At 35.8% G+C, this 14,961-nt stretch carries 13 protein-coding genes; all 13 read left to right on the top strand.

Features of this window, described 5'->3' with window-relative positions; all coding sequences use genetic code 11:
• The coding region (locus HB912_RS11970; protein WP_221635736.1) for an immunoglobulin-like domain-containing protein at positions 1-2,658 on the top strand (2,658 nt) is incomplete at its 5' end.
• A 162-nt stretch (positions 2,659-2,820) separates the two neighbouring features.
• Positions 2,821-3,300 (top strand): DUF4352 domain-containing protein, encoded by a 480-nt coding sequence (locus tag HB912_RS11965; protein WP_185374882.1) that lies wholly within the window; start codon positions 2,821-2,823, stop codon positions 3,298-3,300.
• 15 nt (positions 3,301-3,315) lie between these two features.
• A complete protein-coding gene (locus tag HB912_RS11960) occupies positions 3,316-4,590 on the top strand; it encodes a nucleotide sugar dehydrogenase (RefSeq protein WP_185374880.1) in 1,275 nt (424 codons plus the stop codon).
• A gap of 25 nt (positions 4,591-4,615) precedes the next feature.
• Complete coding sequence (locus HB912_RS13240; RefSeq protein ID WP_244964491.1) at positions 4,616-4,771, top strand: hypothetical protein; 156 nt, start codon at positions 4,616-4,618, stop codon at positions 4,769-4,771.
• Complete coding sequence (locus tag HB912_RS11955) at positions 4,743-5,870, top strand: glycosyltransferase family 4 protein (protein WP_244964489.1); 1,128 nt, start codon at positions 4,743-4,745, stop codon at positions 5,868-5,870. Before HB912_RS13240 ends, HB912_RS11955 begins: the two co-directional genes overlap by 29 nt.
• Positions 5,871-5,889: 19 nt before the next feature.
• Positions 5,890-7,113 carry a glycosyltransferase gene (locus HB912_RS11950; RefSeq protein ID WP_185374894.1) on the top strand — a complete coding sequence of 408 codons (1,224 nt, stop codon included), beginning with the start codon at positions 5,890-5,892 and terminating at the stop codon, positions 7,111-7,113.
• Complete coding sequence (locus HB912_RS11945) at positions 7,113-7,622, top strand: hypothetical protein (RefSeq protein ID WP_185374876.1); 510 nt, start codon at positions 7,113-7,115, stop codon at positions 7,620-7,622. The genes HB912_RS11950 and HB912_RS11945 overlap by 1 nt, the downstream gene beginning before the upstream one ends.
• On the top strand, positions 7,583-9,754 hold the full coding sequence (locus tag HB912_RS11940) for a CgeB family protein (RefSeq protein WP_185374874.1): 2,172 nt from the start codon (positions 7,583-7,585) through the stop codon (positions 9,752-9,754). The genes HB912_RS11945 and HB912_RS11940 overlap by 40 nt, the downstream gene beginning before the upstream one ends.
• 10 nt (positions 9,755-9,764) lie before the next feature.
• Positions 9,765-11,912: a glycosyltransferase gene (locus HB912_RS11935; RefSeq protein ID WP_185374872.1), complete on the top strand. Its 2,148-nt coding sequence runs from the start codon at positions 9,765-9,767 to the stop codon at positions 11,910-11,912.
• Positions 11,913-11,922: 10 nt separating this feature from the next.
• Positions 11,923-12,252, top strand: a complete 330-nt coding sequence (locus HB912_RS11930; protein WP_185374870.1) for a hypothetical protein — start codon at positions 11,923-11,925, stop codon at positions 12,250-12,252.
• An 18-nt stretch (positions 12,253-12,270) separates the two neighbouring features.
• Positions 12,271-13,068, top strand: coding sequence for a hypothetical protein (locus tag HB912_RS11925; RefSeq protein ID WP_185374868.1), 798 nt, complete (start codon positions 12,271-12,273; stop codon positions 13,066-13,068).
• Positions 13,069-13,085: 17 nt separating this feature from the next.
• Positions 13,086-14,141: a hypothetical protein gene (locus HB912_RS11920; protein WP_185374866.1), complete on the top strand. Its 1,056-nt coding sequence runs from the start codon at positions 13,086-13,088 to the stop codon at positions 14,139-14,141.
• Positions 14,138-14,947 carry an ABC transporter permease gene (locus HB912_RS11915; protein ID WP_185374864.1) on the top strand — a complete coding sequence of 270 codons (810 nt, stop codon included), beginning with the start codon at positions 14,138-14,140 and terminating at the stop codon, positions 14,945-14,947. The genes HB912_RS11920 and HB912_RS11915 overlap by 4 nt, the downstream gene beginning before the upstream one ends.
• Positions 14,948-14,961 lie beyond the last annotated feature (14 nt).

The following is a 14,961-nucleotide window of genomic DNA, read 5'->3' as shown; positions in this document are numbered from 1 at the left end:
GACTTAACAAGCGCAATCGAAGTAACAGCGAATAACGTAGACACAACGAAAGCTGGAACTTACCAAGTAAGTTATAAGGTAACAGATAGCGACGGGAATGAATCAACGAAGACGATTACGGTAACAGTTCGCACAAATGACAAACCCGTTATTAATGCAGCAGATAAGACGCTTAAAGTTGGGGATACATTCGATCCTAAAGCGGGCGTAACAGCAAGTGATACAGAAGATGGTGACTTAACAAGCGCAATCGAAGTAACAGCGAATAACGTAGACACAACGAAAGCTGGAACTTACCAAGTAAGTTATAAGGTAACAGATAGCGACGGGAATGAAGCAACGAAGACGATTACGGTAACAGTTCGCACAAATGACAAACCTGTTATTAATGCAGCAGATAAGACGCTTAAAGTTGGGGATACATTCGATCCTAAAGCGGGCGTAACAGCAAGTGATACAGAAGATGGTGACTTAACAAGCGCAATCGAAGTAACAGCGAATACGGTAGATCCAACAACGGCTGGCACATATAAAGTGACGTATAAAGTGACAGACAGTGATGGCAACGAAACAACGAAGACAATTACAGTTACAGTTGAAAAAGAAACTGCGGGAACAATCACAGCCAATGACTTTACAATTGGAACAGATAGCTATGTAAAAGGTACGTATACTGGAGATGTAGCAAAAGTTCAGCTTGTAGTCAATGGTGAGGCAAAACAAGCGATCACAGTAACCGGTAATGCATATCAATATTATGCGAAAGACAAAATTTTAAATGCAACAGATGAAGTTTATGTGGTTGCGCTTGATGCAAACGGCAAAGAATTAGACCGTGCCCAAGTTAATGTGAAGAAACCGACTGCGGGAACAATCACAGCTAGTGACTTTACAGTTGGAGCGGATAGCTATGTAAAAGGTACGTATACGGGTGATGTAGCAAAAGTTCAACTTGTGGTTAATGGTGAGGCGAAACAAGCGATCACAGTAACCGGTAATGCATATCAATATTATGCGAAAGACAAGATTTTAAACGCAACAGATGAGGTCTATGCAGTAGCACTTGACGCGAATGGCAAAGAATTGGACCGTGTTCAAGTTAATGTAAAAACGCCAACCGCAGGGACAATTACAACAAATGATTATGTGTTAGGTACGGATAGCTATGTAACAGGTGATTACACAGGAGATGTGGCGAAAGTTCAACTTGTAGTCAACGATGAAGTGAGACAAGCAATTACGGTAACAGGAAATACGTATCGCTACTATGCTAAAAATCTAATTACAAGTGTTACGGATGTCGTTTATGCGGTTGCGCTCGATGCTGACGGAAAAGAATTGGATCGCAAGCTGGTAAATATAGTCCAAAAAATAACGACTGGTACAGTTGTTCCAAATGATTTTCAAAAAGGCACAGACAACTATGTAACGGGCACAACCACAGGAGATGTAGCAAAGATCAGCATCACTGTAAATGGTACAGAGTTTTCTAAAATTCCAGTTCAAGCAGATGGAACATTTAGTTATTATGCGAATAATAGAATCTTCCAAGTAACAGATAAAGTTCTTGTGAAGGGTTACGATGCACAAGGAAATCTGTTAGACAGCAAAGAGGTAAAAGTAACAACAAAAGCTGATACAACTGGAGAAATTAAATTAGATTCCTTTAAATTAGGGACAGATAGTTATATCACGGGATCTTACACAGGGGACATTGCAAAAATTCGTGTCACAAAAGCTGACCAAACATATTCTACAATCCCAGTTTCTGGTGGTACATTGAAATACTACGCTAAAAATATTGTAGCATCAGCAACAGATATTGTGATGGTTGAAGGATTGAATTCAGCAGGCAAAGTAGTTAGTACTAAACAATTAAATATTTATACTGCTGACGGAACAATCACAGCTAATTCCTTCCAAATTGGAACGGATACCTATGTAACGGGTACCTATACTGGTGATGTAACTCGAGTGGGATTAGAAGTTAACGGCAAAGTTCAATCAGCTATCCCAGTGACGAATAATGCATATCAATACTATGCTAAGAACTTAATTACAAGTGCTGATGATGTTGTTTATGCTATTGGGTACGACTCGCTTGGTAACGAGTTAAACCGCGTTCCAGTATCAATTGCAGGCTTGGTTCCAGTAACAGGAACAATTACACTTGATGCATTTAAAGTAGGAAATGACACTTATGTAACTGGCGCCTACACGGGTGATATAACTAAAGTTGCCCTAGTTGTTAATGGCAAAGAACAAGCCACTATTCCTGCAACAGGTAATGCGATTAAGTATTATGCAGCTGACTTAATTACAAGCAAAGATGATGTAGTTACCATGATTGGATATGCAGCAGACGGCAGACAGGTAACAGAAGCAACTCTATCTTTGTCTGAGGTGACAGGTACAATTGCTGCGGATAGTTACAAAATTACAGACGGTTATTTGACAGGTACCTATACAGGAGACGTTTCTCGTGTTTCTGTAGAAATCAATGGCACTGAACTCAAAACTATCCCAGTTTCAGCAGACAATACGTATCGATATTATCTCAAGGGCCAAGTAACAAGTACTACAGATACTGTAAAAGTATACGGAAAAGATTCTTTAGGAAATGTTCTTTCTGAAGCTACTGTTACACTTACAGAATAATAAAACAGAATTAAATTAAACTAGCAGGAAGCGTTTGTACTTAACGAATTGTTCGAGTGCAAACGCTCTACTGCTTGATTTTATAGCGGTAAATAGTTTAATAAAAAATTAAATTTAGTTTGCGCATAAGAAATTTGCATACGGGCAAGGAGCGGTTTATCAATGAAAAAAAGAACGAATAGTAGCATATTATTACTGTTTTTGTTGGCGGTAGTGTTAGTTTCGACTGCTTGTAGTAATGATTCGACTACTAAAGATAAAAAAGAAGAGAAAAAAAGTTCAACGAAGACAGAGTTTGTCTCGAAAACAGTTAATAATATGAATATTAAAATTAACTCAATCAGTACGGCAGATAATGCAAAAGGTAATAAAAATATGGTTGAGATTAAAATGCTTATTAAAAACAAAGATTCCGGCGAAGTAAGTATTGGTGCTGGGGACTTTAAGGTTAAAGCTGGTAAAACAACATATGAAGTCTATCCACAGGGGAATAACTTTGGAGACGTAATTAAGGAAGGTAAAGAATTAACGGGAAGTGCTTTTTTTGAACTGCCAAAATCAGTGGAAAAAGGACAGCTAGTTTATGAAATCAATCAAAAAGAAGCGGCAAGTTGGGATATCACAGTCCCAGAAGCTGAATAATCTGGGGGAGATATCGTGAAGATTGAAGTTTTAGGATTAGGTTACATCGGCTTACCGACAGCTGTTATGTTTGCCAATCACAATCAGGATGTTTTAGGTATTGATGTTAATCCAAAAGTGGTTGAGTCACTAGGGAATGGACAAGTTCACATTGAGGAGCCAGGGTTACAAGAAGCTTTAAATAGTGCAATAGAAAAAGAAAGATTTCGTGTAGGATTGACCCCTGAGCCAGCAGATGTGTTTATCATTTCCGTTCCAACACCTAACCATGATGATCTAATGAAATCTTGTAATTTAGATTATGTTTTATCTGCTGTTGAAATGATCATACCATGTTTAGAACAGGGCAACACAGTGATTGTTGAATCGACAATTGCCCCTCGTTCCATGGAAGATTTTGTAAAGCCTTTAGTTGAAAAAGCAGGCTTTGTCGTCGGAGAAGATATATTCCTCGTACATTGTCCAGAGCGGGTGCTGCCTGGGGAGGTGCTTCAGGAGTTGATTTATAACAATCGAATTATTGGTGGGGTTACACCTGCTTGTACTTCGGCAGGAAAAAGAGTTTATGGTGTATTCGTAAAAGGTGAATTACTAGAAACATCAGCATCTGTTGCTGAGATGTCCAAACTGATGGAAAATACGTATCGCGATGTTAATATTGCACTTGCCAATGAGCTCGTTAAAATTTGTGATCATATCGGTGTCAATGCTCTTGAAGTCATTGAGATGGCAAACAAGCATCCAAGAGTTAATCTGCACTCGCCGGGACCTGGAGTTGGAGGACATTGTTTAGCAGTTGATCCATATTTTATTGCAGCAAAAGCTCCAGAAGAGTCGCTGCTTATTCAAACCGCAAGAGGAATTAATACATCGATGCCAGATTTTGTTATTGAGAAGGCAGAACATATTCTAGCTGGCAAAATGAGAGCAAAAATTACAGTTATGGGTCTTACTTATAAAGGAAATATTGATGATATCCGTGAGAGTCCGGCTATTGAAATTTATCAAAAATTGTTATTAAACCCTAATTACGATGTTGTTGCATATGATCCGCATGTTCAAGCAGATTTTATTGAACCAGATTTAAATCAAGCTCTGTATCAAGCAGATTTGGTCTTAGTATTAACGGATCATAGTGAATTTAAACAGTTATCGTCAAATGATTTTTCAATGACTAATCAAGCTATTGTAGTTGATACGAAGAATGTCTTAGAGCTTTATCGAGAAGATAATCATTACTTTAATTTGGGAAATATCCATAAGGCAGAATATCGTTTGTTAGAATCTTAAAATAAAAAATTAGGGAGTTATAGGGATGCAACAAGAAATTACTGAAATAACTATTTTTCTTCCTACAAAAATGGAAGTGCGGCTAATTGAAAAAAAGAATATTAATCATTACACAAAATTTCCCACCCGAAATTGGAAGTGCGGCCAATCGGATGAAGGGAATTTGCCAAGCTTTAAATGAAGTGGCTGATGTAACCGTTTGGACAACAGAGCCGCATTATCCACAAAAAGACCTTTATAGACAGGCAGATTTTTGGGAAGAGCTCCCTCAAGATATAAAAATTAGACGTATCAAAACAACAAGCGCCAACTTTGAACAAAATTTTCTTCGTCGCTTTTTGTTGTATTTAGAGGTTCTTTTTTGTTTTTTTAAATTGATTATTAGAGAAACAGAAACTTACGATATCGTTTTTGTAACTTCTCCGCCACTTTCTGTACCTTTTATTGGTCTATTGGCTAAGCGCAAGTTTAAGGCGAATTTTGTTGTGGATATTCGTGATTTATGGCCGGAAACGTTACGAGCAGTAAAAGGGATATTTCCAAAGCTTCTTCGTTATCTATCTTACCCTATAGAAAAGCATATTTATCATCGGGCGGATAAGTTAATTATTAATAGCGAAGGTTTTACCGAGTATATTCAAAAAATTGTTGGTGATAAGCGGAAAATTTATTTTTTACCAAATGGTCTCACAGATTTCGAACTTAAGTTAGCACCTGCTTCAAAAAAAGAAGAAAAAATTACAATTGTTTATACGGGAAATATGGGAATAGCACAAGATATAGACAGTTTATTTCACCTTGCAGAAAGCTTTCAAAGGAATAAAAAAGCAAGGTTTTTACTAATTGGCTATGGAAGAAACTATATGGAAATCCAACAAAAAATTAATGAAAAAGGCTTCGAAAATATTATTATTAAACCGCCGGAATCACGAAAAAGGGTATGGAAAAGGCTGCAAGAAGCCGATATTGCTTATATTGGGTTGAAAGAACATCCGGTGTTTGAAACGGTCATGCCGGGAAAAGTGATTGACTACATGGGAGCTTCTTTGCCTATTATCGGCGTTGCTTCTGGTTATTCAAAACGGATTATTGAAGAAGCACATTCAGGAGTTGTTTTTCATAAAGAGGACCAGCACAAAATAACAGAAAAACTTGCTGAATTGATTGAAAGTCAGGAGTTACGAAAATTTTATGGGAAAAATGGAAACGAGTATGCTCAACAAAATTTTAATTGGCAGACAAATAAAGGATTGTTGTACAAATTTATTTTTGAGGATTAGTGATGAAAAAAAGGTCACAATGTTTGTTTGGAATGAATTTACAAATGATGCGAGAGTACTTCGGGAATGTACAGCGCTTCAGGAAGCTGGTTATAGTGTCTATTTAATTGCGCTAAAGAGCAAACACAAACAACCAGCTATTGAAAAGCGAGAAGAAGGGTTTCATATACATCGAGTTGATGATCGCATATTGCCTTTTCGTACGGAGTGGCTTTATTTAATCGCATTATGTATAGCTTATATGGCGCCTCTTGTTGGACTTGTATGTGCATTTTTACTTTTACTATTTTCTAAAACAAAAGTGCGTTTTTTGATACGTAAATTAATTTTGATTAGTAAAATGATTATTTTAGGTATGAAGGCTAAAACAGATATTTATCATGCGAATGATTTAAATACGCTATTTCAAGGTATCATCTGTGCGAAATGCAAACATAAAAAACTAGTGTTTGACTCTCACGAAGTAAATACGAGTCGTTCAGGCTATGATTCAAGAATCTATCAAATTGCTGAAAAGGCATTTATTCGCTTTCCTGACTGTGTTATTCATGAAAATTATACAAGGGCAAAGTATATTCGGAGAATTTATGGATTTACTCCCGAAGTCATTTATAATTATCCTTTTTTTCAAGAAGGTATAGAAAAGATAGACTTGCATAAAAAACTTAACATACCTGAAAACGAACCTATTTTACTTTATCAGGGCGGATTACAAGTTGGTCGGGGATTGGAAAAATTGCTGAAAGCTGTTCCTCTTATCAGGTATGGGACAGTAGTATTTATTGGTGATGGGAAACTAAAAAAAGATTTAATGGATGAGACAGAACGGGCGGGTTTAGCAAATCGAGTAAAATTTTTAGACAAAGTACCAGTTCTGGAACTCCCGCTTTATACAAGGTCAGCTTATTTAGGCTTCCAATTATTAAACAATACTTGCTTTAATCACTTTTCGGCTGCTTCCAATAAATTATTTGAGTATATGATGGCAGGCGTACCTGTTATAGCCTGTTCTTTTCCTGAAATGAAAAAAATCGTGAAGCAGGAAAGAGTGGGAATACTCGTTGATTCGGCTGATCCGGTTTCTATTGCTAATAGTGTGAATGATTTGGTTGAGAATCAAGAATTATGGCGTGAAATGAAAAAAAACGCCTTAGAGGCTAGAAAAATTTACAATTGGGATAAAGAAAAAATCAAATTTTTAGCAATTTATCAGAAATTAAGTAAGGATGGGAAGAATAATTGATGCGTAAACAAAGCGAAATAAGTAAGTTACCTATTGAGTTGGAGCTCGAAACTCATATTTATGAAGAAATTTCGCTTAGATCGGAAAACCGACGTTTAGAAAGTGAAGTAAACGAATATAGGCAGCAACTACAGAAAATTACTAAGGAAAATGAAGCTTTAACTAAACAAAAAGAACAAATTTTTTCAGAGTTTAAGGGCCTTCAAAATACTCTAAAACAAGAAGAGAGTTTTCGTGAACAATGGAAAGAAAAACAAGCAGAGTTAAGCGAATACAAACAGAGAACATTTACACTTATTGAGGATCAGAAGAAATGGTTAACCACTATTTCAGAAACAATAACGAACCTCACGAATGAGCGAGATGACATGGAAGAAAAGTTACTTAAAAAAGAAGAGGCATTACAAGTTTTATTAGAAAAACATCATAAAATGATGAATACAAAAATGATGAAATGGACTGGGAAATATTGGAAATTACGAAAGAAGATAATATCAAAAAACAAATAACAAGTTTTTATAAACAGTTAAACACATTTCAAGCTGAACTTATTTCTGATATACAACCAAAATTAGTTTCAGATACAGACTTTTGTAACGATAAGAATTGGTGGTATGTTAAACAAGAAGGGTTACATGCATATACGCTTGAGGGAGATCTATGCTTTGCAAATGCAGATGATCGATCGAATTATGCCTCTTTTATAGAACCAAATGTGGCTTTTTCCAGATTGCCAAAACATATGATTCAAGTACTGCCGGAAGAAACAATTGCTATACATTTTCAAGCTGAATATTCAGAAGGCTTGTCAGTAAAACTGGCAATTATTGAATACAGTAAAAGTGAGAAAGAAAAAACAACGCTAGTTTCATTAGAGAAGGAGCAGTACTTGACGGTGGGTAAGAATACAAAATATCTTCGTTTTGCATTTAAAATTACAGGAAAAGGTATTGTTCGTGTGAAACAAGCAGTTATTGAACGGGTTTTTGAGAAAAAGCAAGTAAAAGAAATTATCGTGAATCCAATTGAACAGATAAAAACGTTCCGTGAATTAAAAGTGGCCTGTATTTTTGATGAATTCACGATGATGAATTTTCAAAAAGAGGTAGAACTTATTACTTTTACTCCTGAAAATTGGCAAACGGTTTTAAGTGAAAATACCCCTCATTTTCTATTTGTTGAATCAGCTTGGCATGGAAATGCGGGCGCGTGGGAGTATCAAATAGGAAAATATGCAAATGTTAGCCGTGAAAGTTTGTTTGCACTACTAAAGTGGTGTAGGGAGAGGGAGATTCCAACTGTGTTTTGGAATAAAGAAGATCCCATTCATTATGACAAATTTATTGATACTGCTAAACGGTTTGACTATATCTATACGACTGATGCAAATAAAATACCTGATTATAAAAAACAAGCAAAGCATGAAAAAGTTTTTGCATTACCATTTGCAGCGGAACCGAGTCAGCATAATCCCATTCAATTAGCCAAAGCACGTGAAAATAAAATATGCTTTGCAGGTTCTTATTATGCCAATCGTCATTTGGAAAGAAGACAGATTATGGATACCATGCTAGAGATCTGCCAAGAATTTGGATTAGTTATTTACGATCGAAATTTTGAGCGGCCGGAGCCTGAATTCCGTTTTCCAGAAAAGTTTCATAAGAATGTAGTTGGAAGTCTAAGTTATGATGAAATTGATAAGGCATATAAGGGATATCGTTTTATGCTGAATGTGAATAGCGTGGTTCATTCACCAACAATGTTCTCAAGGCGGGTGTTTGAAGGTTTAGCCTCAGGGACGCCTGTTTTGAGCAGCTATTCTGAAGGTATTGAGCGTATGTTTGGAAATCTTGTCATGATATCGGAAAAACCAGATGAATTACGTGCACAGATGCGGGCACTTCTAAAAGATGAGACAGCTTATTTCAGAAAATCTTTAGAAGGAATTCGTGAAATTTATGGGAAACATACGTATAAGCATCGTTTAAATTATCTATTAGGAAATATGGGAGTTCATTTACCTGTTTCTACGAATTCTGTATGTGTGATGGCAATTGTTCGTTCTGAAGATGAAATTAAAAAAGCAATTGCAATGTTTGAGAAACAAAGTTATCAAAATAAAAAACTTGCTTTGTTCATTCAAAGTGTTGAAGATTTTTCGAATATCAATTTTATCTTTAATCATTATAAAACAGAACGTGTATCTTGTTATTTGCTTTCATATATGGAAAATTATACGGACTATAAAAAACTGTTAGGCACAGATTTCATGACATTATTTAATAAAGAACATTTTTATGGACGGTATTATTTAGAGGACCTCATGTTGGCGTCTGTGTATACGGATGCAGATTTTATTGGGAAAGCTACTTGTTTTCAAACAGTTGGTAAAAAATTAGTACCAGAGAAAAATGATTTGGAGTATCTATTTGTAAATGAGTTATTTCCTTCTCGTTCAGTTGTTCGAACCGATTATAGATTCCATAAAAATATGAAAAAGTTACTAGAAAGTTTTGCTAAAGATGAGACTTTGGCGGTTTACGGACGTTTTGGAGCTAAAATGTTTAGTATCAACCGATTTAATTTTATTGAGAAAGCTACATCTCTTGATGAAAAGTGGTTTAATCAAGTGGAAATATAGGGGGGGCAAGATGAGCAGATTACGTATTTTATTATATGGAGATATTGATTTAAACTTCATGGATGGTTCTGCTGTTTGGTTGGCATCTATGGCACCAATGCTCGCGCTAAGCCCAAATATACAAGTGGATTTATTACTTAAAGCAAAAGAGCAAAATACACATTTAACGGGTGCGTTAAAGGAGATTCCGAATGTTCATTGTATTCAGCCCTTTAATAAATTTAGTCATCAGATTCTGTCTAAAAATGCACGGCTTTCTGTATCTGAAGCAGTCCAGATTATGCAGCAACTTCATGAAGAGAACAATTATGATTTAGTGATTATACGGGGCTTTAATTTGGTTCGAGAAACTATGAAGTATGAAATGTTTCAAAAAATCACAGTGCCTTACTTAACCGATTTTAAACATGATGAGCGTTCTACAAAAGAAGAGCGCGCAGATTTAAAACGCGTTTATGAGCATTTTGATCATCTTTTTTTGCAGACAAAAGAAACAAAAGAAGCCTTTAAAAAGCTTATCCAGGTTGATGGAGATAAAATTCAGCTATTGTATCCGATGATACCTGACAACCACATTCAACCGACTTTTAGCAACAAGCATTTTAGACTGATCTATAGTGGTAAATTTCATGAAGATTGGCACACGGAAGAGATTATCTCTGTAACCAAAAAATTAGCAGCTCGTGACAGCCGAATCCATACTCAAGTTGTAGGCGATAAATTTCAGGATCGCTTAAGAGAACGCGAAATCCAGCTTCGAATAAAACAAGAACTTAATAACACGCAAGCCATTGATTGGGTTGGAGCTGTTTCGAGAGAGGATTGTCAAAAATTAATTGAAGAAGCAGATCTTGGAATTAGTTGGAGAAGTGCAGCACTAGATAATGATGAAAGTGTGGAATTATCTAGCAAATTGCTTGAATATGGCAGATTGGGTAAGCCGGCTTTAGTAAGACGAACAAAAATGCACGAGGCATTGCTTGGGAAAGATTATCCACTCTTTGTTGAAACAGAAGCCGATTTTATCGAAAAGACAGAGATGGTTTTACGTGACGAGGATTTATATAGAGAAGCAGCGGTTAAAATTTATGATGCAAGCCAGTATTTTACATTTAAAGCAGCTTATGATCGGTTGAAGACATTTATTTGGTCATTTAAGAAAGCGCCGATAAAAATTGTTTTTGCTGGCCATGATTTAAAGTTTGCCACGATGCTAATAGAGTATTTTAAGGGAAATCCAGCTTTCGAAGTACAACTCGATGTATTTTCCTCACACGAAAAACATGATGAAAAACACAGCAAAGCCTGTCTTGAATGGGCAGATGTTATTTTTTGCGAATGGGGATTAGGAAATCTTGTTTGGTATGCTGAGCATAAAAAAGAACATCAAACATTAATTGCACGTCTTCACTTCCAGGAAAAAGACTTAAAGTTTCTTCGGCATGTTGATATGAATAAAGTAGATCAGTTTATCGTTATCACACCATATATGTTGGAAGAATTTTACAATATTTTTCAAATTCCACGGCATAAAATGTGCTATATCGACAACTTGATTGATGCCGAAAAACTTGATTTATCTAAGCAGGAGAATAGTCGCTTCCATTTAGGAATATGTGGTATTTTACCGGCGCGAAAAAGAGTAGACTTAGCACTTGATGTATTTGAAGAGCTGTGGCAAGAAAACAAACAATATAAATTATTTATTAAAGGCAAAAGGCCAGAAGAGGTTTCATGGCTAATGGCAAGATCGCAAGAAAGAGACTATTATAAAGCAGTTTCGGAGCGAATTGAACAAGCTCCCTGGCGAGAAAATGTCATTTTTGACCCCCATGGCAACGATATACCTGAATGGCTTCAGAAAATAGGCTTTTTACTTTCACCAAGTGATTACGAAGGATCACATGTTTCGATTTCTGAAGCTATGGCTAGCGGATCGATCCCGATTATTCGCAACTGGAAAGGTGCTGATACAGTATATCAATCACGTTATATTGTTTCGGCTGTAAAAGAAGCTGTTACTGCTGTTAAAGAAGGAAAATGGCAGAAGGCGGATGTGGAAGAAAGAAAAAAATATGCAAGGCAAAAATTTGATCGAAAAAAAATCGTAAAACAAGTTGAGACTCTTATCATTGAGATGGTCCAAAAAACAGTTTAAGGAGAAAGAGATGAAAAAAAGAATGAAAAAGAAAGTGGAAAAACAAACGGAATTAATTCAAAGTGTAGAAGTTTTTTTAGCAGGAGATAACCTACAAACGAAATGTCTAATCGCGAAAAAAGAACCAAAAACATCCTATTCTTTTGCGTTTTATATTTATAAAAAAGGACAAGCAGAGGCAATAGCTAAGTCAAAATATACACCATTTGATACAAATCAAGTAAAACTTTCAGAAGGCGGTGAATACCGAGTGAAAGTTTTTGTTAAACATAATGAAACGAATAAAATTACTACAAAAATAAGTCAACCAATTCAAAAAACGCAAGTTTCGGACATTTGAAGGGATGCGAGCAGATAGATGTTACACGGCAAACATTTTCAAAATGGTAGCAAAACGCTCGTAATTGTTTTTCAAAATGCTGCAAAACCCTTAAACGAAGCGATTCCAGCTATTTTCAATAACAAATGTGATCAAAAACAGGTTGCAGAAATGCATGAGCGGTATACATGGATTAAATTTGCGGAGCGTGTAAAGGAAGCTGATTATCTTTTTATTAAAGACCACTTTTCAAGTGTATACGGTTGGTATTTCATTGACTCGGGAACTTTTATCTATGAACAATTGAATACGGAGCTTACTGCATTTATTAAGTCTTACGGCTACCAAAAAGTCATTGCATTTGGATCAAGCAAAGGTGGGACAGGCGCTTTGCTATACGGGTTAATTAATCCCCTTATTACACATGTTTTCTCTTTAGTGCCACAAATTCATGTAGCAGATTTTATTAATACACTTTGCCCTGACGAGAAGCGTTTATTTTTTGCTGATAATACTGCTTTTGAGAAGCAGGTAAATCAGATTTTTTATTCGCCTCAGTTATATGAACAAAAAACAACATCTGCAATTTATTTTTATACAGGGTTACTGGATATTCAGTTTAAGCCGCTCCTTCAATATAGAGAGTTTCTGCAAAAAATGGGCATAGCGAGTAAATTGTTTTGCAACAGGAGTAATGAACGACATACAAGGCTTGTGAATCAGTATACCCCGTTTATTTTTGGGGTTTTAGAAGACTTGATTCGAAATGAGACCATTCAAACAGAGCGGGAAGCGGTGCAATTAGGGATAGATAGTTACATTTTAAAAGCAGAATAGAAAGGGCGATGTTTGGGTTGAAAGTGAAAATGGGTGAACTGGAATTTAAGCAAAATAAACTTTTTATGGCCTTTGACATTAAGAAAAGCTTTGGGAAAAATTATGAATATGCCTACTATGTCTATCAAGACGATCAGATTACTGAACGAATTTGGTATCAGGATGCGCAAGCAAGTATGCGATTTTCAGTTACGCCTATTTACAGTGGATGCTATCAAATTCGTTTATTTATTAAAGAAAACGGAGAGATTATTTTTAATGAATTGTCCAATCTTTTGTGGATCGATGCAATCCACAAAAAACAAATTGAAACTACTTTTCCCAAAGAAAAGGTCTTCTTTAGTGATAATCCTGTTAAATATGTTTTTCAGAAGGCAAAGAAAGAATCACGTTATCTAATCCTTTCCTTTTCGGGTCTCTATTCAACAGAATTTCGGGGTGGTCCACCAGTTTATAATCATATGCGGACGCTAACACCAGTCGAAACACATAAATTATTTATTTTAGATTCTTACCTAGATCAATTTTGTTATTATGTTGGTTTTGGTGGCGAGGAGGATTTTGAAAGAAGCGTGATAGCCCTTATTACAATGATTGCAAATGAATACCAAATCCCGCCTGAAAATATTATTGCAACAGGTTCTAGCAAAGGGGGAGCGGCTGCTCTTTATTATAGCTTTAAATATCATTTTGGAAAGGCTGTGATTGGAGCACCTCAAGTTTATATTGCGAAATATTTGGATCAACGTGCAAATTCAGACTCGATGAGACAACGTTATAACCGCTTACTTGGAAATGATTCGCAATTTGGAAAATTGTTTTGGGATGGATTAATTTTAAATCAAGTTGCACGACAAACCGTATTTCCAGAACTACATTTTCATGTGGGTGAAGGGGATTTTCACTATTCGCAGCATCTCAAGCCGCTATTTAAGCTATTTAATGAAAAAAAAATCAATTATACACTTGATCTTGGAAGATATGAGAAGCACAGTGATACTGGACTTTATTTTACATCATTTTTATTGGACAAAGTTCAGGAAATAGTCATGAGAAAAGAGGAACGAAGTTGAAGCCTTTGTTGTCATGGGGGAAAATTCAAATTTTAAATATTGATAAAGTCATACGTATCGCTCAATTTGACCAAAAGGCAAATCATCAGAATCACATGTTTGGTTTGTTTTGGGAATTTTTGAGCCCGGCCATTCAGATTGTCATTTATTATCTTGTTTTTGGCATTCGCTTAAATGGTCAAACCGTTATTCATTCAGATATTCCTTATATTTACTGGATGCTAATCGGACTTATTCCGTGGTTTTATATGAGTTCAAGCATCGTATCGGGTGCAGGCTCTATTTGTCAAAACCTGGGACTCATTGCCAAAACGCATTTTCCAATTGAAATTTTACCAACGATTGCTGTTGTAAAAGGCTTGAACAGCTTTTTTTCTATGCTAGGTTTATTTCTTATATTTTTTATCAGTCAAGGTTTTTTTCCTACATTTGAATGGATACAATTGATTTATTACTTTTTTTGCATGCTGTTTCTTTTATTATCAATAGCAGTCCTGACATCGGCGATCACCGTTATTTTTCGAGATTTACAACTTTTTATTAGTGCGGGAATGCGACTGCTGTTCTTTATTTCAGGAGCAGTTATCAATGTCACAGCCCATCCAGAATCATTGCTCACAAAAATATTAATTTTAAATCCCTTTGTATATGTTATCGAGGGCTTTCGCGACGCGCTTCTTTCACGTGGATGGCTTTTTGACGACCCTTGGCGAGTTGTGTATTTTTTTTCATTTGTACTGATTATTTTAACAGCAGGCATTTATATCACAAATAAATATCAAGCTGATTTTGTGGAGTATATGTAATAGGAGGAGAAGAA

This window comes from Listeria aquatica, assembly GCF_014223975.1.
Lineage (GTDB): Bacteria > Bacillota > Bacilli > Lactobacillales > Listeriaceae > Listeria > Listeria aquatica.
The sequence above is the reverse complement of the archived record's forward strand: the minus strand, read 5'-3'. Positions and strand labels throughout refer to the sequence as shown.